Below are 21951 nucleotides of genomic sequence, written 5' to 3' on the forward strand. Positions count from 1 at the left end.
GACAAAGTGGACAATACCCCCCCTCCCCCCGCATCGCTGGTGACAGCGCACCGCTCTTGCGGCACAAGCGGCTGATGGCGGGCGAACTCCAACTCGATGGCCTCGGCAACGCGCTGGTGATCCTCGGCGCGGCGGGGATCGTCATCCCCGCCTTCGCCCGCTTCAAGGTCAACCCGGTCATCGGCTTCATCCTCGTCGGGATCATCACCGGCCCCTTCGCGCTGGGCGCGATGTCCGACGAGATCCGCTGGCTGCGCCACTTCACCATCGACGATCCCGAGGCCATTCGCCCCTTCGCCGACTTCGGGGTCATCCTCCTGCTGTTCGCGATCGGGCTCGAACTCAGCTTCCGGCGGCTGTGGGCGCTGCGGCGCATGGTGTTCGGCATCGGCGCGGCCGAACTCATCATCACCGCCTCGATCTTCGGCGCGGTGCTGCTCTTCGCGATCGGCTGGGAGCTCAAGAGCGCGGCCGCGCTCGGGCTCGCGCTCGCCATGTCCTCGACCGCGCTCGTCCTGCCCATCTCGGGTACGCAGAGCGCCGTCGGGCGCGCCGCGCTCGCCATGCTGCTGTTCGAGGATGTCGCGCTGGTGCCGATGCTGTTCGTCTTCGGCACCGTCGGCGGCGCCGATGTCGACGGGCTGCGCAGCGTCCTCATCAGTGGCTCCATCGCGGTGGTCGGCATCCTCGTCGTCGGGCGCTTCGCACTCCCCGCGCTGTTCGCGCAGGCCGCGCGCGCCAAGAGCCCCGAGGGCTTCTTCGCCATCTCGCTGCTCACCGTCATCCTCGCGGCGGTCGCCACCTCGGTCGCGGGCCTGTCGCCGATCATGGGCGCGCTGCTCGCGGGCATGCTGATCGCCGAAACCGAATATCATTCGGAGGTCGAGGTCGTGATAGCGCCGCTGCGCGGGCTCGGCCTCGGCGTCTTCCTCATCTCGATCGGCATGCTCATCAACGTGCCCGAGATCCTCCAGCAATGGCCGTTGCTGGTCACCGGGCTGGCCAGCGTGATCGGGGTCAAGGCGCTGGTCACCGGCTCGCTGCTGCGCATCGCCGGGGCGCGGCGCGGGGTGGCGGCCGAGACGGGCATCCTGATGGCCAGCCCGTCGGAGACCACGCTGATCCTCCTCGGCGCGGCGGGCACCGCGGGGGTGTTGGCGATGGATACGGTGAGTTTCTGGTCGGCGGTGACCGCGCTGGGGCTGACGATCACCCCCTTCCTCGCCGACCTCGGTCGCGTCGCCGGTCGGCGGGTCGAGAAGGGCGCCACCGCGACCGAGCTCGAGGAGGATCCGGCGATGGGCCGCACGGTGGTCTTCGGCTTCGGGCGCGTCGGGCAGATGATCGTCGAGATGCTCAAGGAGCATGACCGCCCCTATCTGGCGATCGACAATGACATCGACGCGGTCCGCCTCAACCGGCGCCGCGGGTTCGACGTCCTCTATGGCGACGTGGCGCGTCCCGACATGCTCGAAAAACTCAAGCTGGGTCACGCCGCCGCGCTGGTACTCACGATGGACGATCCGGTGCTGACCGCGCGGCTCACCAAGGCGATCCGTCACGACCACCCCGACCTGCCGATCATCGCCCGCGCCCGCGACAGCGAGCATGCCGCGCGGCTCTACAAGGCCGGGGTGACCGATGCGGTGCCCGAGGCGCTCGAGGCCTCGCTGCAATTGTCCGAGGCGGTGCTGGTCGACATCGGGCTGGCGATGGGCCCGGTGATCGCGAGCATCCACGAGAAGCGCAGCGTGCTGCGCGAACGGATCATGCAGGCCGGCGGGCTCGACGAGGCACCGAGCCTCGGCAAGCGCCGCGAGACCTGAGCCGCGTTCAGGCGCTCACGCTGGCTATCCGGTCCTTGACCGCCTGCAGCGCGGCCTCGGCCTTGTCCGCCTCGGGGCCACCGCCCTGCGCCATGTCGGGACGACCGCCGCCGCCCTTGCCGCCGAGCTGTTCGACCGCCGCGCGGACGAGGTCGACCGCGCTGACATCGTCCTTGCGATCGTCGGTCACCCCGACCGCGACGCTGGCGCGGCCCTCGTTGATGGCGACCAGCGCGGCCACCCCCGAGCCGAGCTGGCCCTTCATCTCGTCGACCGTGGGGCGCAGCGCCTTGGCCTCGAGGCCATCGACGACCTTGCCGAGGAAGGGGATCCCCGCGATATCCTCGGGGCCCGCCGCCGCGCCGCCACCGCCGCCCATCGCCAGCGCCTTCTTGGCTTCGGCCAGCTCCTTCTCGAGCTTGCGCGCCGTGTCGACCAGCGCGGCGATGCGCGCCGGCACCTCGTCGGGGGCGGCCTTGAGGCTCGCCGCCGCCGCGCGAAGCTTGGCATCGCGCTCGAGCAGCCACTGCCGCGCCGCCTCGCCGGTCAGCGCCTCGATCCGCCGCACCCCCGAGGAGACCGCGCTTTCGGCGATGATCTTGAACAGCTGGATGTCGCCGGTGGCGCGGACATGGGTGCCCCCGCACAGCTCGACCGAATAGCGCTTGTCGGCCCGTTGGCGCCCCATCGACAGGACGCGAACCTCGTCGCCATATTTCTCGCCGAACAGCGCGAGCGCGCCCGCCTCGACCGCCTCGTCGGGGGCCATCAGCTGGGTACCCACGCTCTCGTTGGCGCGGATTTCCCCGTTCACCTCGGCCTCGATCGCGGCGATCTCGTCGGGGGAGAGCGCGTTGGGGTGCGCGAAGTCGAACCGCAGCCGGTCGGGCGCTACGAGGCTGCCCTTCTGGATGACATGCTCGCCAAGGATGCCGCGCAGCGCGGCGTGGAGGAGGTGCGTCGCCGAATGGTTGGCGCGCACCCGGTCGCGCCGCTCGGCATCGACCTCCTGGTGGAGCGTGTCGCCGCGCTTGACCGTGCCCTTGGCGATCTTGGCGCGGAGCGCATGCAGCTTGCCGAGCGGCTTGGCGGTATCGCTCACCACCGCGAGGAAACCCTCGTTGGTCGACAGCTGGCCGGCATCGCCGACCTGCCCGCCGCTTTCGCCGTAGAAGGGCGTCTGGTTGAGCAGCAGCTGTACTTCGTCGCCCTCGCCGGCGCTGTCGACCACCGCACCATCCTTGACGATCGCCTGCACCACCCCCTCGCCGCTGGTCGCGGTGTAGCCGGTGAATTCGGTCGCGCCATGCTGGTCGGCCAGGTCGTACCACAGCTCGTCGGACGCCTGCTCGCCCGAACCCTTCCACGCGGCGCGCGCGGCCTGCTTCTGCTTGGCCATCGCGGCATCGAACCCTTCGCGGTCGACCGCGAGCCCCTCGCGGCGCAGCGCGTCCTCGGTGAGATCGAAGGGGAAGCCGTAGGTGTCGTAGAGCTTGAAGGCGGTCTCGCCGGGCAATTTGTCGCCCTCGCCCATCCCCGCCTTGGCCTCGTCGAGCAGCTTCAGCCCGTTGGCCAGCGTGCGGCGGAAACGCACCTCCTCGGCCTCGAGCGTCTGCTCGATCAGGGCCTGCGCGCGCACCAGTTCGGGGAAGGCGCCGCCCATCTCGCTCACCAGTTCGGGCACGAGCCGGTGCATCAGCGGGTCCGCGGCGCCGAGCAGGTGCGCGTGGCGCATGGCGCGACGCATGATGCGCCGGAGGACATAGCCGCGACCCTCGTTGGCGGGCAGCACGCCGTCGGCGATGAGGAAGGACGAGGAGCGCAGGTGGTCGGCGATGACGCGGTGGCTCGCCTGCCGATCGCCCGTGCTGTCGGTCCTGGTCAGTTCCTCCGACGCCGCGATCAGCGCCTTGAACAGGTCGATGTCGTAATTGTCGTGCACCCCCTGCATCACCGCGGCGATGCGCTCGAGCCCCATGCCGGTGTCGATCGAGGGACGGGGCAGGTCGCCGACGATCTCGTCATCGACCTGCTGGTGCTGCATGAAGACGAGGTTCCAGATCTCGACGAAGCGATCGCCGTCCTCGTCCGGGCTCCCCGGAGGGCCCCCGGCGATCGCCTCGCCATGATCGTAGAAGATCTCGCTGCACGGCCCGCAGGGACCGTCGGCGCCCATCGCCCAGAAATTGTCCTTGGTGGCGATGCGGATGATCCGCTCCTCGGGCAGCCCCGCGATCTTCTTCCACAGCGCGAACGCCTCGTCGTCGCTGTGGTAGACCGTCGCCGTCAGCTTCTCGGCAGGCAGCCCCCATTCCTTGGTCAGCAGCGTCCACGCATGGCTGATCGCCTGCTCCTTGAAATAGTCGCCGAAGCTGAAATTGCCGAGCATCTCGAAGAAGGTGTGGTGGCGCGCGGTATAGCCGACATTGTCGAGGTCGTTGTGCTTGCCGCCGGCGCGCACGCACTTCTGGCTCGAGGTCGCGGTCGAATAGTCGCGGCTCTCGAGCCCGGTGAAGACGTTCTTGAAGGGCACCATCCCCGCGTTGACGAACATCAGCGTGGGATCGTTGTGCGGGACGAGCGGCGCGCTCGCCACCTTCTCGTGGCCCTGGCCATGGAAATAGTCGAGGAAGCTGCGGCGAATATCGTTGGTCGAGGTCATGGGGCCGATCTATGCATCTTGCTGCATTGCGGCAAGCGATTAAGAAGGAGGCATGGTACGCAAGCTGTTCACATGGCTGCTCTGGCTCGGCCTGTTCCTCTTCGTCTCCAGCCTCGCGCTGGTCGGCTTCTACCGCTTCGTCCCGCCCTATTGGACGATCACCATGCTCGGCGATGCCAATGGCATCGCCCGCGACTGGGAACCGCTCGAGGCGATCGACCGCGACATGGTCCGCGCGGTGATCGCGGCCGAGGACAGCAAGTTCTGCCAGCACGCCGGGTTCGACTGGGAAGCGATGCGCGAGGCCGCCGAGCAGAATGCGCGCGGCGGGCGGATCCGCGGCGGTTCGACGATCTCGCAGCAGACCGCCAAGAACGTCTTCCTGTGGCAAGGCGGCGGCTATGTCCGCAAGGGGCTCGAGGCCTATTATACCTTCCTGGTCGAACGGCTCTGGGGCAAGCGGCGGATCATGGAGGTCTATCTCAACGTCGCCGAGACGGGGATCGGCACCTACGGAGTGACCGAGGGGGCGCGGCGCTATTTCGGCAAGGACGCCTCGAGCCTGTCGCGACGCGAGGCGGCGGCGATCGCGGCGGTGCTGCCATTGCCCAAGGAACGACCGGGGCGCAACCCGACCGGCTTCACCGCGCGTTATGGTTCCACGATCGCCGCGCGCATGGACGTGGTCGAACGCGACCGCCTCGATGCCTGCGTCTATGAAGGAGTTGCCCCGATGAGCCAAGAAACGCCCGAACAGCCGCAACCCGACCCCGCGCCGGTGCCGCAGCCGAGCCGCCCCTCGACGCCCGAACCGGCGCCGCTCGACGTGCCCCCCGTGCCCGACGAGCCGGTGCCCGACCCGATCGAGCCGAGCCCCGACGAGACCCCGGGCATCGACCCCGTCGAAGCGCCGCCCTCGACGACGCCCGACGAGTTCTAGCCGGCGGCCGAATAGGCCAGCCGCGGTCCCTCGTTGATGGCCGCCGAGAGCTTGACCTTGTCCTCGCCGAGCTGGCGCTGGAGGCGGTCGGCGAGGTCGGGATCGAGCCTGTACTCGCGCCCGAGCAGCAACATGGCCTCGCGCCCGTCGGCGACCCTCACCGTGACATAGACCGCGCCGCGATCGCCCGTCGTCAGCGCCTGCGCGAGCAGCGCCGCCTGCGCGGCATCGGTCAGCGTGACGTCGAGCCGCAGGCGGTTGTTGGTTTCCAGTTTGGAGAAGGGCTTGAACGCCTTGACCGTGACGCGGACCTCCTCCTCGCCCTCGCGGCGGTCGAGCTCGGCGGTGATCAGCCCGGGCTCGCCCGACTTGGCGGCCTCCTCGATCGCGGCCGAGGCTTCCTCGTCGAAGCACATCGAGGTGAACTGCCCCGAGGGGTCGGACAGCGTCATCATGAGGTAGCGCCGCCCGCGCTGCGAGGTGCGCCAGCGCGCCTCCTCGACGAGCCCCGCCATGCGTACGTTGGCGCGGCTGCCGGGCTCGACCTTGAGGCCGGCAAGCTCGGCGTGCCGCTTGACCTTGTGCGCGGCGAGCAGGTGCGCATGCGCCTCGACGGGGTGCGAGGAGAAATAGAATCCGAAGGCATCGCGCTCGGCGTTCATCCGCTCGGCGAGGTTCCACTCGGCGTGCGGCAGCCGGATCGCGGCGACCTCGGGCTCGGCATCGGCGCCGCCGAACAGCCCCCCCTGCCCGCTCTCGCGCTCGCCCGCCGCCTGCTGCGCGTGCTTGAGGATGGTCTCGGCGCCGGCATGGACGCTGGCGCGGTCATCGTTGAGCGCATCGAAACTGCCCGCGCTTGCGAGCGCCTCCAATTGGCGGCGGTTGAGGAGCCGCGGGTCGATGCGGCCGGCGAAATCCTCGAGGCTCTCGAACTTGCCATTGGCGTCGCGCTCTTGCGTGAGCTGCTCCATCGCCTTCTCGCCCACGCCCTTCAAGGCGCCGAGGGCATAGCGAACCTTGCCGTCCTGGACGTCGAATTCGGCCATCGCCTCGTTGATCGCGGGCGGGGTGACATCGATGCCCGAGCGGCGGCAATCGTCGACGAACAGCGCGAGCTTGTCGGTCAGGTTCATGTCGTAGGTCATCGAGGCGGCGTAGAATTCGGCCGGGTGATGCACCTTGAGCCAGGCGGTGTGATAGGCGACCAGCGCGTAAGCGGCGGCGTGCGATTTGTTGAAGCCGTAGCCAGCGAACTTGTCGATGATGTCGAACAATTCGTTGGCCTTGGCGGCCGAGATGTCGTTCTTCGCGGCGCCCTCGACGAAGCGGGCGCGCTGCTTGTCCATCTCGGCCTGGATCTTCTTGCCCATCGCGCGGCGAAGCAGGTCGGCGTCGCCGAGGCTGTAGCCGGCGAGCACCTGCGCGGCCTGCATCACCTGTTCCTGGTAGACGAAGATGCCGTAGGTCTCGGCCAGCACGTCCTTCAGGAGCGGGTGCGGATATTCGATCTCGGCGCGCCCGTTCTTGCGGTCGCCGAACAGCGGGATGTTGTCCATCGGCCCCGGGCGATAGAGCGAAACGAGTGCGATGATGTCGCCGAAATTGGTCGGGCGGACGGCGGCGAGCGTGCGCCGCATGCCCTCCGATTCGAGCTGGAACACCCCGACCGTGTCGCCCCGCTGGAGCAGCTTGTAGACTTCCTCGTCGTCCCACGGGAGGGTGGAATAGTCGACCTCGACGCCCTTCTTGGCGCACAGCCGCGCGCCTTCCTTGAGCACCGACAGCGTCTTGAGCCCGAGGAAGTCGAATTTGACGAGCCCGGCCTGCTCGACATGCTTCATGTCGAACTGGGTCACCGGCATGTCCGAGCGCGGGTCGCGGTAGAGCGGGACGAGGCGATCGAGCGGGCGATCGCCGATGACGACGCCCGCGGCGTGGGTTGAGGAGTGGCGCGGCAGCCCCTCGAGCTTGGTCGCGAGGTCGAACAGGCGCTTGACGTCGCTGTCCGATTTGACCTCGGCGGCCAGCTCGCTGACCCCGTTGAGCGCGCGCTTCAGGTCCCACGGGTCGGCAGGCAGGTTGGGCACCAGCTTGGCGAGCCGGTCGATCTGCCCATAGGGCATCTGCAGGACCCGCCCCGTGTCCTTGAGCACCGCGCGCGCCTTCAGCCGCCCGAAGGTGATGATCTGCGCCACCTTGTCGCGCCCGTATTTCTGCTGGACGTAGGCGATCACCTTGTCGCGGTGGGTTTCGCAGAAATCGATGTCGAAGTCGGGCATCGACACGCGTTCGGGGTTGAGGAAGCGTTCGAACAGCAGCTTCAATTCGAGCGGGTCGAGGTCGGTGATGAGCAACGCCCAGGCCACCGCCGAGCCCGCGCCCGAACCGCGCCCCGGCCCCACCGGGATGTCGTTGTCCTTGGCCCATTGGATGAAGTCGGCAACGATCAGGAAGTAGCCCGAAAAGCCCATGTTGGCGATGATGTCGAGCTCGTAGTCGAGCCGCTTCACATAGGGCTCGCGCCAGCCCTCGGGCTGGGGCCCGCGCACCGCCTCGATGGCCTCGAGCCGCGCGGTGAGGCCGTCGTGCGCGGCCTTGCGCAGCGCCTCGTCCTCGTCGTGGCTCATCTTGGGCAGGATCGGGCGGCGGGTGGGAGCGGCGACCGCGCAGCGCTGCGCGATCACGCCGGCATTGGCGAGCGCCTCGGGCAGGTCGGCGAACAGTTCGGCCATCGTCGCGGCGGGCTTGAGCCACGCCTCGGGCGAGGAGGTCGGGCGGTCGGGATTGTCGACCTGCGAGGAGTTGGCGATGCACAGCATCGCGTCGTGCGCGGCGTGGAAGTCGGGGGTGTCATATTGCGCCGGGTTGGTCGCGACGATCGGCCAGTCGCGCGCATAGGCAAGCTCGAGGAGCTTCTCTTCGGCCGCCTGCTCGATCGGGTCGCCGCGGCGCGACAGCTCGATATAGAAGCGCCCCTCAAACAGGCTCGACAGCTGGTCGGCGAGCGCCTTGGCCTTGTCGTCCTGTCCCTCTGCGAAGAGGCGGGCGATCCCCCCTTCCCCGCCCCCCGACAGCGCGATCAGCCCCTCGGTCCGCTCGGCGAGCAGTTCGAAGGTGACATGCGCATCCTGTTCGACCGGGCGGTCGAGGTGCGCGGCCGAGACCAGGCGGCACAGGTTGTCGTAGCCCGCCTCGTCCTGCGCGAACAGCGGCAGCCAGTCGATCGTCCCCGCGGGCCCCAGCCCCTCGGGACGCAAGACCGCGAGCAGCGTGCCGATGACCGGCTGGACCCCCGCATCCATCGCCGCCTTCGAAAAGCCCATCGCCGCATAGAGGCCGTTGCGATCGCACAGCCCCGCCGCGGGGAAACCGAGCGCCTTGGCCCGGGCAGCCAGATCCTTGGGTTCGATCGCGCCCTCGAGCATGGTGAAACTCGAGAAGTTGCGCAGCGGGACATAGACCATCGCCGCACTATGCCGAAGAGGGCCGCGCGCGCCAAGCGGGGCCGCCGCGCTTATCCACAACTAATTGCGGGGGCGGTAGGTCAGGTCGTAGCCGCTGGTATAGCTGGCCCCGTGGTCGGTGCTGATCTCGCCCAGCTGGCGCACCGACCCGTCGTCCTGCCGCAGGAAGCTCATCCGCACGAAGCGATGCTGCCCCGGACCGCCATAATCGGCCCACCAGCCGGTCATCACCATGTCGCCCGAGGCGTCGGGGCCGCCGACGAAATCCACGGTCTCGCCGTTGGCGCCGATCCAGCGCTGGTGCCAGCGCCCGTCGGCGCGCAGGCTGTTGAGGCTGCCGCCCCCCTTGCCCGTCAGCGGCATCCAGTTCTCGCGCACCGCGCACCCGCCGTAGAGCCGCTCGATCCGGCTGTCGGCGATCTTCTGCTCCGGCCGGGCGGTGGCGTACACCTCCCATTCGCCGAGCCAATAGTCGAAGGCGGCGTGCGCCTCGCTCGCGCAAGGTTGCGGGGGCGGCGGCGGCGATGCGGGCGGTGCCCCTTCCTGCCAGATCAAGAGCAGCGCGAGCATCATCCCCATCGTCCGTCTCCCTAGAAGGTCAGTCCCGGTCCCAGCTTGCCGTCGTGCAACCGTACCACGCGGTCCATCCGCGCCGCCAGCGCCTCGTTATGGGTGGCCACCAGCGCCGCCGAGCCTTCGGCGCGGGTGAGCTCGAGGAAGGCCGCGAAGACGCGCTCGCTGGTCGCCTCGTCAAGGTTGCCGGTGGGCTCGTCGGCGAGGATCAGCGGCGGGCGGTTGGCCAGCGCGCGCGCCACCGCGACGCGCTGCTGCTCGCCCCCCGACAGCCTGGACGGGCGATGGTCGAGCCGCTCGCCGAGCCCGAGGCGCTCGAGCAGTTCGCGGGTGCGCGCCTCGGCGTCGGCGCGGCTGGCGCCGCGGATGAGCTGGGGGAGGATGACGTTCTCGGCCGCGTCGAAATCGGGCAGCAGGTGGTGGAACTGGTAGACGAATCCGAGCGTGTCGCGGCGCATCGCGGTGCGCCGCGACTGCGACAGCCGCGACACTTCCTGCCCGTTGAGCCGGATCGAGCCGCGAAACCCGCCCTCGAGCAGCCCGACCGCCTGCAGCAGCGTCGACTTGCCCGCCCCCGAGGGGCCGAGCAGCCCGACGATCTCCCCCGGCTCGATCACGAGGTCGACCCCGCGCAGGACGTGGATGGTGACATCGCCCTGCGTGAAGCTGCGTTGCAGGTCGGTGGTCTGGAGGACGGGGTTACTCATATCGCAGCACCTCGACGGGATCGGTCGCCGCCGCCTTGCGCGCGGGGAACAGGGTGGCAAGGAAGACCAGCACGATCGTCACCAGGATGATCGCGGCCACCTCGAACGGGTCGGTCTTCGAGGGCAGTTCGGAGAGGAAGCGGACGCTGGGATCCCACAGCTCGGCGCCCGACACGAGCTGGATGAAGTCGACCACCGCCTGGCGGAAGAAGAGGAAGATCGCGGCGAGGATCGCCCCGAAGATGATCCCGACCAGCCCGATGATCAGCCCCACGCTCATGAAGATTCGCGTCATCCCCGCGCGGCTCGCGCCCATGGTCCGCAGGATCGCGATGTCGCGCCGCTTGGCGCGCACCAGCATGATCAACGAGGAGGCGATGTTGAACGCGGCCACGAGGATGATGATCGACAGCACGACGAACATCACCACGCGTTCGACCTCGAGCGCCTCGAACAGCGCCGAATTCATCTGCCGCCAGTCGACCAGCACCCCCTTGCCGTTGATGACCGGGCGGAGCGGGGCGAGGATCGCCTCGACCCGGTCGGGCTCGCTCACCTCGACTTCGACCATCGCCACCGCATCGCCGAGCATCAGGAGCGTCTGCGCATCCTCGATCGGCATGACGACGAAGGCCTTGTCGTAATCATAGACCCCGACCTCGAAGATCGCGGCGACCCGATAGGTGACGATGCGCGGCACCGTGCCCACCGGGGTGGGGCGCCCGTCGGGGCTGATCAGCGAGATTTCCGCCCCCGGATAGGCGCCGAGCGCGTTAGCGAGGCGAGCGCCGATCGCGACATTGTTGCTGCCGGGCGACAGCTCGGCGATGCTGCCCGCGGTGATATTCTGGGTGATGAGCGGGTTGGAGCGAATGTCATCGAGGCGAACCCCGCGCAGGAGGATGCCTTCGACGCGCCCGTTGGACGAGGCCATCAGCGGCTGTTCGATCAGCGGGGTCGCCTCGACCACCCCGGGGATCGCGCGCGCCTCGTCGGCGATCGCGCGCCAGTCGTCGAGCCGCCCGTCGTAGCCCTGCACGATGGCATGGCCGTTGAGCCCGACGATGCGGTCGAACAGGTCGGCGCGAAAGCCGTTCATGACGCTCATCACGCTGATCAGCGCGAACACCCCGAGCGCCACCGCCACGACCGAGAAGCCCGCGACCAGGAAGATGAAGCCCTCGCCCTTGTGCGGCAAGAGGTAGCGGCGAGCGATCATGCGCTCATGGGCGGACAGGATCATGCGGAAAGCTTGGCGATGGCGTCCTCGATGGTCAATTGCTCGCGCTCCCCGCTCTTGCGGTTCTTGACCTCGACCACGCCGTCCTTGAGCCCCCGCGGGCCGATCACCACCTGCCAGGGCAGCCCCATCAGGTCCATCCCCCCGAGCTTGACCCCGCCGCGCTCGTCGCGGTCGTCGTAGAGCGCCTCGACCCCCGCCTCGCCGAGCGCGGCATAGATCCTCTCGGCGGCAGCCACCGTGTCCGCGTCGTCGGCGCGCATCGTCACGATCCCGACCTTGTAGGGCGCGACCGCCTCGGGCCAGACGATGCCATTGTCGTCGTGGCTCGCCTCGATGATCGCGCCGACGAGCCGGCTGACGCCGATCCCGTAGCTGCCCATGTGCGGCACCAGCATGGTGCCATCGGGGCCCGAGACCTTGAGCCCCATCGCCTCCGAATATCGGATGCCGAAATAAAAGATGTGCCCGACCTCGATCCCGCGCCCGGTCCGCTGGCGTTCGGCGGGCACCGCGTCCCAGTAGCGCTCCTCGTGGGTCTCGTCGGTGCGGGCATAGACGCCGGTCGCCTCGCGGAACAGCGCCTCGAGCGCCTCGGCATCGTCGTAGGACAGCCCCTCGCGCTCTAGGTCGACCTCCTCGATCTTGCCGTCGTAGAAGACCTCGCTCTCGCCCGAGGGGGCGAGGACCACGAACTCGTGGCTCAGCTTGCCGCCGATCGGGCCGCTGTCGGCCTGCATCGGTACCGCCCTGATCCCCATCCGCCGGAAGGTGCGCAGGTAGGCGAGCAGCTGGCGGTAATAGCTGATCTTGGCGCCCGCCTCGTCGAGATCGAAGCTGTAGGCGTCCTTCATTAGGAACTCGCGACCGCGCATCACCCCGAAGCGGGGACGCACCTCGTCGCGGAACTTCCACTGGATGTGGTAGAGCATCCGCGGCAGCTCGCGGTAGCTCTTGACGTCGTCGCGAAAGAGCGCGGTGACCATGTCCTCGTTGGTCGGGCCGTAGAGCATCTCGCGCCCGTGGCGGTCGTTGATGCGGAGCATCTCGGGGCCGTAGGCGTCGTAGCGGCCGCTTTCCTTCCACAGGTCGGCGGGCTGGATCGTGGGCATCAGGATTTCCTGCCCGACCCGGTCCTGCTCCTCGCGCACGATCTGCTCGATCTTGCGCAGCACGCGGTTGCCGAGCGGGAGCCACGCGTAGATCCCGCTCGAGGTCTGGCGGATGAGCCCGGCCTGCAACATCAGCTTGTGGCTGGCGACTTCGGCCCCGGCGGGGCTTTCCTTGAGGACGGGGAGAAAGGATTGGGAGAGGCGCACGGCGACGGGTCTTTCTGTGATGGGTCGGCATCGCTCTAGGGGGGCGGCGAGCGCTTTTCAATCGCACGATGCAGCGTGGCGTGGTTACAACAACCTCGGGCAAACTGATGCAGGAACGACATTGGGGGGTGACAGAAGCGCCGCCGGGGGCCTAGCCAATGGAGGTCGGTTCGAACTCGCTCTTCCGATCGGCACACGGGGGCTGACGAGCAATCGTCACGCAAGGACGCCCGGGCACTCCACTGCCCGGGCGTTTTTCGTCGGGGCCGCCGCGATGCAACCCGGCGCGCGCGCGCCGCGTTCGGGGCGGGATGCAATGGGACCTCCTCTTCATAATGCTGGCCGAGGCGATCGAGGTGCTCGGCGTGGCGGTGATCTGTGGCGGCATCCTCGTCGCCGCCTTCTTCTTCGTGCGGCGCACGCTGCGCGAGGGGGCGACCCGGCAGGCCTATGAAGCGCTGCGCGCCGACCTTGGCCGCGGCATCCTGCTCGGGCTCGAACTGCTGGTCGCCGCCGACATCATCTTCACGATCACCGCGCCGCTCAGCTTCCGTTCGGTCGGGCTGCTCGGGCTCGTCATCCTGATCCGCACCTTCCTGTCGTTCAGCCTCGAAACTGAGATCACGGGGGTGGTGCCGTGGCGCCGCGGCGCCGCAAGCGACGAGCGATCGGTGCGCTGAAAAGGCCGACCTTTGTGGCTAACCGCGGGCTCATAAAGCTGATACAGTCCCCGACTGCGAGCGACAGCAACAGGGGAAACACATGGTCCAGGAACAGGAAAAACCGAAGAAGAAGACGTTCGTCATCCTCGTCGACGGGGTCTTCTACATGACCGACGGCAAGCTCTTGACCTACGACAAGAAGGCCGCCGGCGCCGAGCCCGACCCGGTCAAGCGCAAGGAAAAGGAAGAGGGGGTCGAGAAGGTCAAGAAGAAGTTCCAGGAGGAGGTCGTCAGCGACCATACCGCCTATGTCGCGGTCGGGTTCGATGATCCCCACTTCAAGCCCGTCAATACCGGCGAGAGCGCCTAGCCCCGCCCGCGCATGACCTACCCGATCGACCGGCAGCGCGCCGCCGATGCGGGCGCGCTGCTCGGTGCGGCGCGCCGGGCGGCCGCGCTTGCCGGGGTGACCCGGCTCGCCGACATCACCCGGCTCGACCGGATCGGCCTGCCCGTCTGGCAGGCCGTGCGCCCCGCCTCGCGCGCGCTCTCGGTCCACCAGGGCAAGGGCGCCAGCATCGCGGCGGCGCAGCTCGGCGCGCTGCTCGAGGCGGTCGAGAGCGACGCCGCCGAGCGGTTCGATGCCCCGACCATCGCGGCGAGCTGGCGCGCGCTCGCGCCGCGTCAACGCGTCCGCCAGCTCGCCGATTTCGGGCATGATCGTGCGCGCCCGCCCGCGCCCGACAGGGCGGGGCGCTGGCTGCCCGCCGAGCGGATCGAGGGCGGCACGCTGCTGGTGCCCTTCGAATGCGTCTCGCTCGATTTCACCCGTCTCATCGGCACCCCGTTCGAACGCGCCAGCGCCGGGCTGGCGACCGGCTGGGGCCGCGAGGAGGCGCAGCGCTCGGCGCTGCACGAATTGATCGAACGCGATGCCTTCGCCGCCTTCGAGGCGGCCGATTTCAGCACCCGGCTCGGCTGCGAGATCCGCCCCGAGAGCATCGCGGCGGACTGGTTCGCGGCCTTAAGGGAGGTGCTCGAGGCGATCGGCGCGCGGTTGCGGCTGTTCCACTTTCCCAGCCTGACCGGGACCCCCGTCATCGGTGCCTCGATCGAGCAGGACGACCGGGGCGCGCGGCCCTATCATGCGATCGTCGGGCACGCCGCCCATCCCGAGCCCGAGCAGGCGCTGTTCCAGGCGATCGCCGAGGCGGCCCAGGGGCGCCTCACCTACATCGCCGGCGCGCGCGACGATTGCTACCCGTGGCACTATCGCGAGGGCACCGCGGCCATCGCCGCGCTGGCGCCGCCGCCGGTGGTCGGGATCGACGGGATGGACTTTGCCCAAATCCCTCCCGGCCCGCGCGATCTTGCCACGCTGGCGGCGCGGCTCGCGGCCAAGGGGTTCGACGAGCTGGCCTTCCTCCCGATCAAGCAGGTCGAGGGGTTCGCGATCGAGCGAGCCTTCGCGCCGGGGCTCGGCAGCCTCGCTAAGGCGCGACGCGCATGATCGTCTTCGCCGGCCCCTCGCTCGCGCCCGCCGACCGGGAAGGCTGGCCGGCGATCGACTGGCGCCCCCCCGCGATGGCCGGCGACCTGATCGGGCTGGTCGAGCGCGCGCCCGCCAAGGTGCTGCTGCTCGACGGGCTGTTCGACACGGTGGCGGCGGTCATGCACAAGGAAGCGCTCGCGCTGATGGCCGCGGGGACGCGGCTCTACGGTGCCGCGAGCATGGGCGCGCTGCGCGCGGCCGAACTCGCGCCCTTCGGGATGCGCCCGCTCGGGCGGATCGCGGCCGCCTATCGCTCAGGGCTTCTGGTCGGCGATGACGAGGTCGCGCTGGTGCACGGCGATGCGCGGCTCGGCTGGCGTCCGGCCAGCGTGCCGATGGTCGAGGTCCGCGCCACGCTGGTCGCCGCGGTGCGCGCGCGGCGGCTCGACGCGCCGACCGCGCGCCGCCTGCGCGCCGCCTTCCATGCCATCCATTATGTCGATCGAGAATGGCCGGTGATGCGGCGGGCCGCCGCCGCGATCGCGCCCGAGGCGATGCCCGCGCTCGAACGGCGCCACCTGCGGCTCAAGCAGGTCGATGCCCGCCACGCGGTCGCCGCCGCGCTGGCCGACGAGACCCCCGCGCCCGTCGCGCCGCCGCCGCCGCCGCCGACGCTGTTCCTCGAGCGGCTGCGCGAGGGGCTCGCTAGGCGTCGGTGAGCGCCGCGGTCACCAGCTCGACATAGGGCTTGCCGGCATCGTCGCGGAACGGGTGGTGGAACCGGAACCAGGCGACGATTTCCTCGTCGCTCGGGGGGATCGGGCGGTGCCAGCCCTCGTGAACCCGCGTCTTCCAGCGCGCGACCGCCTTGCGCCCACGCTTGGCGTCCTTGTCCCACGCGGTCACCGCGCTGCACAATTGCGACCAGAGCGAGGCCATCGTCACCCGCGCGAAATATTTGCGCGCGCCGTCCATGTCGCCCTCGAGCAGCGCCAGCCGCCCGAGGTCTTCCTGGCTGTTGTCATCGGCGAAGGGCTGGATCCCGTCGGACTGTTCGAACAGTGCGCGCGCGCGTTCGAAGTCGCCGAGATAGGTCAGCCCCGTCGCCACCTCGTTGAGCCGGTCGGGGTTGAACGGGTTGCGCTTGAGCGCATGTTCAAAGCAGCTCAGCGCCTGGTCGAATTCGGCGTGGTAGAGGTGGCAGAAGCCGAGCACCGTATAGGCGTGGACGTGGCTGCGATCGGCGGCCAGCCCGGCCTTCGCCAGCTCGAGCGCGCGCTTGCGCTCGACCGGACCCGAGGCGCCGAGCGCGTTGTACCCGTAATCGATGTTGTAGAGCCGCACGAGCGGCGGATAGGCGAGCGCGAAATCGGGCTTTTCGGCGACGATCGCCTCGAGCTTGCGCGCCGCATCCTCGGCCGTGGCGCGATCCTGCGCCTCGACGCTTAGTCGCTTGGCCGCGAGGTAACGGTCGAACAGCGTGCCGGTGGTGCCGCCGATCCCGATCGAGATGTCCTGGTCGAGCGCGGGCAGCACGGCGGCGACGATCTGGCGCACGATCGCCTCGACCCCTGCGCCGACCCCCTCGTCCTCGATCAGCATCATCTCGGCCCAGACGATGCCGCCGTCCTGCGCGCGCTGCAGCCGGACATTGGCCTTCGAGCCCTGCGGCGCGGGCAGGAAGTTGACATCGAGCCGATAGTCGCGCCGCCGCGCTGGACCCGGGTCCATATGCTTGGCATCGACCGCCTGGATCTCGCGAAACCGCGACAGGCCGAGCAGCACTTCCTCGCGCATCGAGGCGCCGATATAGGGGTGCCGCTTGGCGACCGCCTCGTCGCTGAAATCGCCCACCGCGATGCGCGGCGGGCGTCCCGCCTCGAGCCCCTTGACCTCGGCATCGGCACGCGTCTGGGTCCGCGCCGGGACGGGGGGCGGCGCGGGCGCGCCGTCGCGCACGACCGCCATGTCCTCGCGCGCGGCGGCCTCGTGCCGGACGTCGGCGACGAGCCGGTAGCCGCGGCCATAGACGCTCTCGATATAGCGCGGGTGGCGGGGATCATCGCCGAGCGCGCGGCGCAATTCGCGGATCGTCGTGGTCAGCGCCGATTCGGACACCGCCATCCCGTCCCAAACCGTCTCGAACAAGGCGTCCTTGGTCAGCAGGCGCCCCTCGCGCTCGGCCAGCGCGCACAACACGCGGAACGCCTTGTTGCCCAGCTTGACCGGACCGCTCGGCCCCGTGACGCGCTCGTCACCGGGGTCGATCCGATATTCGCCGATCGCGATCGTGGGACGTGGCCCCGCAGTCATTGGTTAACGATTCCCCCGAGCAAAGACCGTTTCTTAGAGCGTTCCGCCAACTCTGAAAAGATTCTGAGTCAGATTCTTTTGGCGACCCGCTCAAGAAGTCGGCTGCCCGACACCCTAGAAGGAAATGGTCGAGACCGAGCCGGCACCCGGCCCCCGGATCGAGACAGAAAAGGGAGACGCGACATGTTCAACCAAGCCTTCATCGGCCTTCTCGCCATCGTTCTGACCGCCAGCACCTTCGGCGGCACCATCAGCCTCATGGGCGCCCAGCCGCCCGCCGCGCAGGACGTGCTCGTTGCGTGAGCCGGACCGGAGCGGACGAGCCCCGTTTTCCCGGTTCGTCCGCTTCGACTGACCGACAGTGAAGGAGCCGAACGATGTTCGACACCCAAGAGATCAACGAGGCCGTCGAGGGCAAGGTGAGCCACATGCTCGCCCATGCCGCGATGCGCGACATCTCAAAGGATGTCGCCAAGGACCTCATCTTCGCCGAATGTTTCGTCGAGACCGAGCGGCTGCAATTGCGCCCCGTCACGATCGATGACCTTCCCGCCTATGCGGCGATGCTCGCCGACCCCGACGCCTTCACCTACTCGGACCGCGGCCCGATGGGCTCCGACGAGGCCTTCACCCGGCTGTGCAGGCAGGTCGGTCACTGGACGCTGCTCGACTATGGCCTGTTCGCGGTGTTCGAGAAATTTACGGGTCACTTCGTCGGCGAAGTGGGGTTCGGCAACTTCAACCGCGAGATCGGGTCCGGCTTCGACGGCCATCCCGAGGCGTGCTGGACCATCCGCAAGCCCTTCCAAGGCAAGGGCTATGCGCATGAGGCCGCGCTGGCCGCGCTGCAATTCACCGAGGACCGCCTGATCGCCACCCGGACCGTGGCGATGATCCACCACAAGAACATGGCCTCGATCCATATCGCCCGCAAGCTGGGGTTCCGCGCCTATGACGAGCGCATCTACCGCGGCTATCGGGCCATCCTCTTCGCGCGCGAATATTAGGAGGCAACCGCTCGCAGCTTCCTGTTCGGGCGCGAAGAACGGGGGTGGGGCAGCTCTGGGTGAGGGCTGCCCCATTTTCGTGACCGAAGACGATTGGCGGGCGCACCCTTCGCCTTGGCGATGGCGTCAGTCCCGACATCGCAGCCGGGGCCCTTCCTGGTCGGTATGGCGAACGCCTATGCCGAACGCCTAGGCCGGACGCGTCTGCCCGTCGCCATGGACGCGGTAGTGGAAGCTGCACAATTGCTCGAGCCCGACGGGGCCGCGCGCGTGCATCTTGCCGGTGGCGATGCCGATCTCGGCGCCCATGCCGAACTCGCCGCCGTCCGAAAATTGCGTCGAGGCATTGTGCATCACGACCGCGCTGTCGACCCGGGTCAGAAAGGCCGTTGCCGCTTGATCGTCCTCGGTCAGGATCGCATCGGTGTGACCGGAGTGATGCGCCGAGACGAAGTCGATCGCTTCATCGAGGTCGCCGACCACCTTCACCGACAGGATATTGTCGAGATATTCGGTGTCCCAGTCGGCCTCGCTCGCAGGCGCAATGCCGGGGAGGATACGTTGTGCTTCCTCGTCGCCGCGCAATTCGCAGTCCCCGAGCGCCTCGCGCAGCTTGGGCAAGAATTCCGTCGCAATGTCGCGGTCGACGACGAGGCTTTCGGTTGCACCGCAGACCCCGAGGCGGCGTTGCTTGGCATTCTGCACGACGCGCACGGCCTTCTCGAGATCGGCGGCCGCATGAACGTAACTGTGGCAGTTGCCGTCGAGGTGGAGCAGCGTCGGCACCTTGGCCTGGTCGCGCACCCGCTCGACCAGCGACTTGCCGCCGCGCGGGATGATGAGGTCGATCTTGCCGACCGCCTCGAGCATGGCGCCGACCGCGGCGCGGTCGGTGGTGCCGACCACCTGGACCGCCTCTCTGGGCAGCCCCGCCGCGGCCAGGCCCTGCGCGATCGCGGCGTTGATCTCGCGCGCGCTGTGCTGGCTGTCCGATCCACCGCGCAGGATCACCGCATTGCCGCTCTTGAGACAGAGCGCGCTGGCGTCGGCACCGACGTTGGGGCGCGATTCGTAAATCATGCCGATCACCCCGATCGGCACCGCGACCCGCTCGATCCGGAGCCCGTTGGGGCGGTCGAAGCGGGCCAGCACGCGCCCCACCGGGTCGTCGAGATCGGCGACCGTGCGCATGCCCTCGGCCATCGCGTCGATGCGATCGGCGTCGAGCGCGAGACGGTCGATGAAGGCCTCGTTCTTCCCGGCATTGCGGGCATTGTCGACATCGCGGGCATTGGCGCGCAGGATCGCGTCGCGGCGCTCGACGAGCGCATCGGCGCCCTCGCGAATGGCGCGGTTCTTTTCCTCGGTGGTCGCGGTGGCGAGACGCGCGGCGGCGCGCTTGGCGCGGCGCGCCAGCTCGCCGACATAGGTGGTGGGATTGGTCGGCTCGATATCGGCCATGTCTGTCATTCTCCGTATTCTAAACCTGTCGGAAGTGGTCGTGAAGGCGCGCGTCAGCGCAGCTCGACCGCACGATCGAAGGCGGCATCGACCGTGTCCTCGAGCAGCCCCCGCACCCCGCGATCGCGGCGCAGCACGGTCAGCCCGGCGTCGGTCGTGCCGCCGGGGCTGGTCACGTCGTCGCGCAGCTGTTCGAGCGAGCGCGCGTCGCGCCGCGCCAGTTCGCCCGCGCCGGCCACGGTCTCGACCGCGATCTGGCGCGCCTCGATGGGGGTGAACCCCCGTTCCTCGGCGATCTGCTGGAGCGCGCGCATGATCTCGAACACATAGCCCGGCCCCGAGCCGGCGAGCGCGGTGAACATGTCGATCCGCGCCTCGTCTTCGATCCAGGCGATCTCTCCCGTCGCCGAGACGAGCTTACCGACGAGGACCTTCTGGGTGGCGGTCACCCCGTCCTGCGCGAACAGCGCGCTCATCCCCTGCCCGCAGGCCGCGGGGAGGTTGGGCATCACTCGCGCCACCGGCACCTTGCCGAGCAGGCGCGAGACGCGCTCCGCCGGCACGCCCGCCGCGATCGACAACGCGAAGGCGCCGGGTCGCAGCAGCCGCGCATAGGGCGGCAGCACGTCTTCCATCATCTGCGGCTTCACCGCGACGATGAGCGCGTCATATTTCTCGCCCTTCAGCGCCTCGATCGAGCGCACGTGGCGGATGCGGTTGGGGGTGTCGACATCGGCGGGATCGACGACCGTGATCGCGGGCATCTCGCCCCCCGTCCAGCGCGACAGCATCGCCCCGCCCATCTTGCCGCAGCCCGCCATCAGGATCTTCATCGCTCGTCATCCTCCCCCGCAACCGATGTTGCGTATCGTTCTCGTTTCAACTTCTCCCTTACAGTAAAGGCCAAAATCATAGGTTTCAACCGCAGCCGACGGTGAAATGGAGCGAGTGAAGTCAATCAAAGTCGTGATGTAAAATTTTCACATCCCGACTTACTATCTATTACATCAGGACTTGTTCGCGTGATAGGTTACTTGATACGCCTCGCAGGGCCCTTTGAAATTGGTGCGGAGATCATCTAACTTTCCGGCAAATGGAATTTGGAGGGTTTCTTGAGCAAGAACAAGCGTATCGTCATCAAGGTCGGCAGCGGGCTCGTCGTCAGCGAGGAGACGCGCGCGCCGCGGTTCGCCTTCCTGCACGGGCTCATGGCCGATATCGCCGAGCTTCGCGCCAAAGGTCATGAGGTCGTGCTGACCTCGTCGGGCGCGGCGGCGATCGGGCTCGACATGATCGGGATCGAACCGGCGGACGCAGGGCTGCAGGACAAGCAGGCCGCCGCCGCCTGCGGCCAACCGCTGATCATCAACGCCTACAAGCAGGTCGCGCTCGAGTTCGGGATCGGGATCGCGCAGGTGCTCCTCACCTCGGAGGAGATGGAGAACCGTCGCCGCTACCTCAACACCAAGAACACGATCGAGCGCCTGCTCAAGAACGGCATCCTGCCGATCGTCAACGAGAATGACACGGTGACGACCAAGGAGATCCGGGTCGGCGACAACGATCGGCTCGCCGCCAAGGTCGCGCAGATGATCCATGCCGAGGAATTCGTGATGCTGACCGACATCGACGGGCTCTACGATCGCCCGCCGCACGAGCCGGGCGCGCGCTTCGTTCCCGAAGTCACCGATGTCGCCGACTTCCTCGATGCCACCACCGGCAAGGGGCTGCTCGGGTCGGGCGGCATGCTGACCAAGATGCAGGCGGCCAACATGGCGCAGAATGCGGGCGCCAGCGCGCGCATCGCCGAGGGGATCATCGAGGCCCCGATCAGCTCGGTGCTGTCGGGCCGGCGCCGCCACACCCACTGCCTCGCACATGGCGACCCGCAGTCGGCCTGGCGCGTCTGGCTCACCGACCGGCTGCAGATGGCGGGCAGCGTGACGGTGACCGCCGCCGCCGCCGCGGGGCTGCGCGCGGGCACGCAGGGGATCGGCACCGCCGACCTCGTGGCCACCAGCGGCGAATATCAGAAGGGCGACGTGCTCCACGTCTATGACGAGCAGGGCACCGAGATCGGTCGCGGGCTGACCAATTTCTCGTCCAACGAAACCATGCTGCTGGTGCGCTGCAGCGAGGAGGAAGTGAGCGACGTGCTCGGCTACGACAGCCATTCGGACATCATCGCCGACCGCGACTTCGCGCTGCTCGGCGAGCACAACCTGTCATGGGACCGACCCGCCGAAAGCGAACTGGCCAGCATGGGTTGAGCGCGGCGGGCGCGT

16 protein-coding genes and 1 pseudogene are annotated in these 21951 nt (G+C 68.6%); 8 read left to right on the forward strand and 9 right to left on the reverse strand.

Annotated features, from left to right (window positions below):
- Window positions 1–74 precede the first annotated feature (74 nt).
- Window positions 75–1826 (forward strand): cation:proton antiporter domain-containing protein, encoded by a 1752-nt coding sequence (locus tag L8951_RS00165; RefSeq protein WP_244380952.1) that lies wholly within the window; start codon window positions 75–77, stop codon window positions 1824–1826.
- A gap of 7 nt (window positions 1827–1833) precedes the next feature.
- On the opposite strand, the gene alaS is transcribed toward L8951_RS00165, so the two are convergent.
- Window positions 1834–4488, reverse strand: a complete 2655-nt coding sequence (gene alaS, locus L8951_RS00170; RefSeq protein WP_244380953.1) for an alanine--tRNA ligase — start codon at window positions 4486–4488, stop codon at window positions 1834–1836.
- Window positions 4489–4540: 52 nt separating this feature from the next.
- On the opposite strand from alaS, the pseudogene mtgA reads away from it, so the two are divergent.
- Window positions 4541–5209: pseudogene (mtgA, locus tag L8951_RS00175) on the forward strand (monofunctional biosynthetic peptidoglycan transglycosylase); the annotation flags it as partial.
- Between the two features lie 215 nt (window positions 5210–5424).
- On the opposite strand, the gene dnaE reads toward mtgA, so the two are convergent.
- Genes dnaE through proS form a run of 5 tightly spaced genes read right to left on the reverse strand, consistent with a single transcriptional unit; the run spans window position 5425 to window position 12731 of the window.
- On the reverse strand, window positions 5425–8892 hold the full coding sequence (gene dnaE, locus L8951_RS00180; protein WP_244380954.1) for a DNA polymerase III subunit alpha: 3468 nt from the start codon (window positions 8890–8892) through the stop codon (window positions 5425–5427).
- A gap of 60 nt (window positions 8893–8952) precedes the next feature.
- Window positions 8953–9471: a hypothetical protein gene (locus L8951_RS00185; protein ID WP_244380955.1), complete on the reverse strand. Its 519-nt coding sequence runs from the start codon at window positions 9469–9471 to the stop codon at window positions 8953–8955.
- 11 nt (window positions 9472–9482) lie between these two features.
- Window positions 9483–10172 carry an ABC transporter ATP-binding protein gene (locus L8951_RS00190; RefSeq protein WP_244380956.1) on the reverse strand — a complete coding sequence of 230 codons (690 nt, stop codon included), beginning with the start codon at window positions 10170–10172 and terminating at the stop codon, window positions 9483–9485.
- Window positions 10165–11415 carry a lipoprotein-releasing ABC transporter permease subunit gene (locus tag L8951_RS00195; protein WP_244380957.1) on the reverse strand — a complete coding sequence of 417 codons (1251 nt, stop codon included), beginning with the start codon at window positions 11413–11415 and terminating at the stop codon, window positions 10165–10167. The genes L8951_RS00190 and L8951_RS00195 overlap by 8 nt, the downstream gene beginning before the upstream one ends.
- Complete coding sequence (gene proS, locus L8951_RS00200; protein WP_244380958.1) at window positions 11412–12731, reverse strand: proline--tRNA ligase; 1320 nt, start codon at window positions 12729–12731, stop codon at window positions 11412–11414. The genes L8951_RS00195 and proS overlap by 4 nt, the downstream gene beginning before the upstream one ends.
- 311 nt (window positions 12732–13042) lie before the next feature.
- Here proS and L8951_RS00205 point away from each other — a divergent pair, with 311 nt between their 5' ends.
- The 4 genes from L8951_RS00205 (at window position 13043) to L8951_RS00220 (ending at window position 15604) form a co-directional block, all read left to right on the forward strand.
- Window positions 13043–13411, forward strand: a complete 369-nt coding sequence (locus L8951_RS00205) for a DUF1622 domain-containing protein (RefSeq protein ID WP_244380959.1) — start codon at window positions 13043–13045, stop codon at window positions 13409–13411.
- Between the two features lie 82 nt (window positions 13412–13493).
- Window positions 13494–13763 carry a hypothetical protein gene (locus L8951_RS00210; protein ID WP_244380960.1) on the forward strand — a complete coding sequence of 90 codons (270 nt, stop codon included), beginning with the start codon at window positions 13494–13496 and terminating at the stop codon, window positions 13761–13763.
- A gap of 12 nt (window positions 13764–13775) precedes the next feature.
- Complete coding sequence (locus L8951_RS00215) at window positions 13776–14903, forward strand: YcaO-like family protein (protein WP_244380961.1); 1128 nt, start codon at window positions 13776–13778, stop codon at window positions 14901–14903.
- Window positions 14900–15604 carry a TfuA domain-containing protein gene (locus L8951_RS00220; RefSeq protein ID WP_244380962.1) on the forward strand — a complete coding sequence of 235 codons (705 nt, stop codon included), beginning with the start codon at window positions 14900–14902 and terminating at the stop codon, window positions 15602–15604. Before L8951_RS00215 ends, L8951_RS00220 begins: the two co-directional genes overlap by 4 nt.
- On the opposite strand, the gene L8951_RS00225 is transcribed toward L8951_RS00220, so the two are convergent.
- Window positions 15591–17198: a winged helix-turn-helix domain-containing protein gene (locus L8951_RS00225; protein ID WP_244380963.1), complete on the reverse strand. Its 1608-nt coding sequence runs from the start codon at window positions 17196–17198 to the stop codon at window positions 15591–15593. The two genes, L8951_RS00220 and L8951_RS00225, sit on opposite strands and share 14 nt — an antisense overlap.
- 377 nt (window positions 17199–17575) lie before the next feature.
- Between L8951_RS00225 and L8951_RS00230 the strand changes: the two genes are divergently transcribed.
- Entirely contained in the window at window positions 17576–18205 is a 630-nt protein-coding gene (locus L8951_RS00230) for a GNAT family N-acetyltransferase (protein WP_244380964.1), read from the forward strand.
- Between the two features lie 189 nt (window positions 18206–18394).
- Here the strand turns inward: L8951_RS00230 and L8951_RS00235 are convergent, their stop codons facing one another.
- Together L8951_RS00235 and L8951_RS00240 are read right to left on the reverse strand one after the other, a co-directional pair.
- On the reverse strand, window positions 18395–19666 hold the full coding sequence (locus L8951_RS00235; protein WP_244381662.1) for a glutamate-5-semialdehyde dehydrogenase: 1272 nt from the start codon (window positions 19664–19666) through the stop codon (window positions 18395–18397).
- Window positions 19667–19719: 53 nt separating this feature from the next.
- Window positions 19720–20499, reverse strand: a complete 780-nt coding sequence (locus L8951_RS00240; RefSeq protein ID WP_244380965.1) for a pyrroline-5-carboxylate reductase family protein — start codon at window positions 20497–20499, stop codon at window positions 19720–19722.
- Between the two features lie 279 nt (window positions 20500–20778).
- Here L8951_RS00240 and proB point away from each other — a divergent pair, with 279 nt between their 5' ends.
- Complete coding sequence (gene proB / locus L8951_RS00245) at window positions 20779–21936, forward strand: glutamate 5-kinase (protein ID WP_244380966.1); 1158 nt, start codon at window positions 20779–20781, stop codon at window positions 21934–21936.
- Window positions 21937–21951 lie beyond the last annotated feature (15 nt).

Origin of the sequence: Sphingomicrobium astaxanthinifaciens, assembly GCF_022865105.1 — a bacterium.
GTDB classification, from domain to species: domain Bacteria; phylum Pseudomonadota; class Alphaproteobacteria; order Sphingomonadales; family Sphingomonadaceae; genus Sphingomicrobium; species Sphingomicrobium astaxanthinifaciens.

Excerpts from the sequence above, each read along its gene's own strand:
- L8951_RS00165 (WP_244380952.1), top strand. The coding sequence starts at position 75 with ATGGCGGGCGAACTCCAACTCGATGGCCTCGGCAACGCGCTGGTGATC.
- alaS (WP_244380953.1), bottom strand. The coding sequence starts at position 4,488 with ATGACCTCGACCAACGATATTCGCCGCAGCTTCCTCGACTATTTCCAT.
- dnaE (WP_244380954.1), bottom strand. The coding sequence starts at position 8,892 with ATGGTCTATGTCCCGCTGCGCAACTTCTCGAGTTTCACCATGCTCGAG.
- L8951_RS00185 (WP_244380955.1), bottom strand. The coding sequence starts at position 9,471 with ATGGGGATGATGCTCGCGCTGCTCTTGATCTGGCAGGAAGGGGCACCG.
- L8951_RS00190 (WP_244380956.1), bottom strand. The coding sequence starts at position 10,172 with ATGAGTAACCCCGTCCTCCAGACCACCGACCTGCAACGCAGCTTCACG.
- L8951_RS00195 (WP_244380957.1), bottom strand. The coding sequence starts at position 11,415 with ATGATCCTGTCCGCCCATGAGCGCATGATCGCTCGCCGCTACCTCTTG.
- L8951_RS00205 (WP_244380959.1), top strand. The coding sequence starts at position 13,043 with ATGCAATGGGACCTCCTCTTCATAATGCTGGCCGAGGCGATCGAGGTG.
- L8951_RS00210 (WP_244380960.1), top strand. The coding sequence starts at position 13,494 with ATGGTCCAGGAACAGGAAAAACCGAAGAAGAAGACGTTCGTCATCCTC.
- L8951_RS00215 (WP_244380961.1), top strand. The coding sequence starts at position 13,776 with ATGACCTACCCGATCGACCGGCAGCGCGCCGCCGATGCGGGCGCGCTG.
- L8951_RS00220 (WP_244380962.1), top strand. The coding sequence starts at position 14,900 with ATGATCGTCTTCGCCGGCCCCTCGCTCGCGCCCGCCGACCGGGAAGGC.
- L8951_RS00225 (WP_244380963.1), bottom strand. The coding sequence starts at position 17,198 with ATGACTGCGGGGCCACGTCCCACGATCGCGATCGGCGAATATCGGATC.
- L8951_RS00230 (WP_244380964.1), top strand. The coding sequence starts at position 17,576 with ATGTTCGACACCCAAGAGATCAACGAGGCCGTCGAGGGCAAGGTGAGC.
- L8951_RS00235 (WP_244381662.1), bottom strand. The coding sequence starts at position 19,666 with ATGGCCGATATCGAGCCGACCAATCCCACCACCTATGTCGGCGAGCTG.
- L8951_RS00240 (WP_244380965.1), bottom strand. The coding sequence starts at position 20,499 with ATGAAGATCCTGATGGCGGGCTGCGGCAAGATGGGCGGGGCGATGCTG.